This window comes from Pseudomonas sp. 05N432 (assembly GCF_056396945.1).
Genome location: NZ_JBFTMM010000076.1, coordinates 1 through 571, shown reverse-complemented (window position 1 = coordinate 571; position 571 = coordinate 1). Strand labels below are relative to the sequence as shown.

The 571-nt window shown below is 63.2% G+C and carries 1 pseudogene; it reads right to left on the bottom strand.

The annotated features are described in order from the left end of the window. Positions 1 to 571: pseudogene (locus tag AC1DHT_RS29285) on the bottom strand (hypothetical protein); the annotation flags it as partial.

Sequence of the window (571 nt, the reverse complement as noted above, 5' to 3'; positions counted from 1 at the left end):
ACACTGCCCACGCTCAATACGCCAGTCGGTGTCGCACCCTCATAATTGAAAGTGGTGCCATTGATCACGCCATTGGCGGTCGCAACAGCAGCAGCCGTGGTGGCGCCGTTGCCCAGGGCGATGGAGTTCGCAGTGCTGGCGACGGCGCCGTTGCCGATGGCGATCGCATTAGCGGCGGTCGAACTCGCGGCTGGGCCGACGGCCACGCTGTCCACGCCGGTCGCGGTGCTGTCGGCGAGCGTCGAGTTGGCGTGGAAATATTTGATGCCCGCGCCATTGTTGATGTTATTGAGGCTTTGGTTGGTCGCAAAAAGCTGCGAGCCATTCACCGCATCGGTGCTGGTGCCGTTCAAGGCACCGGCGCTCAGGTTGGTGATTTTCACCCCGCCGGCCGGTGCACCTGCACCACCGGTCGCCCCTAGGGTGATGGCGTTGCCGCCGACCGCATCATATTTCACCGCGATATTGGCGGTGTTGACCGTGTCGGTATTCAGCGCCGACAACGCACCCGCTACGCTGGTTTGTGCAGTGCCAGCCGCTACCGCCCCGGTGCTGCTGATCGCGTTGATCG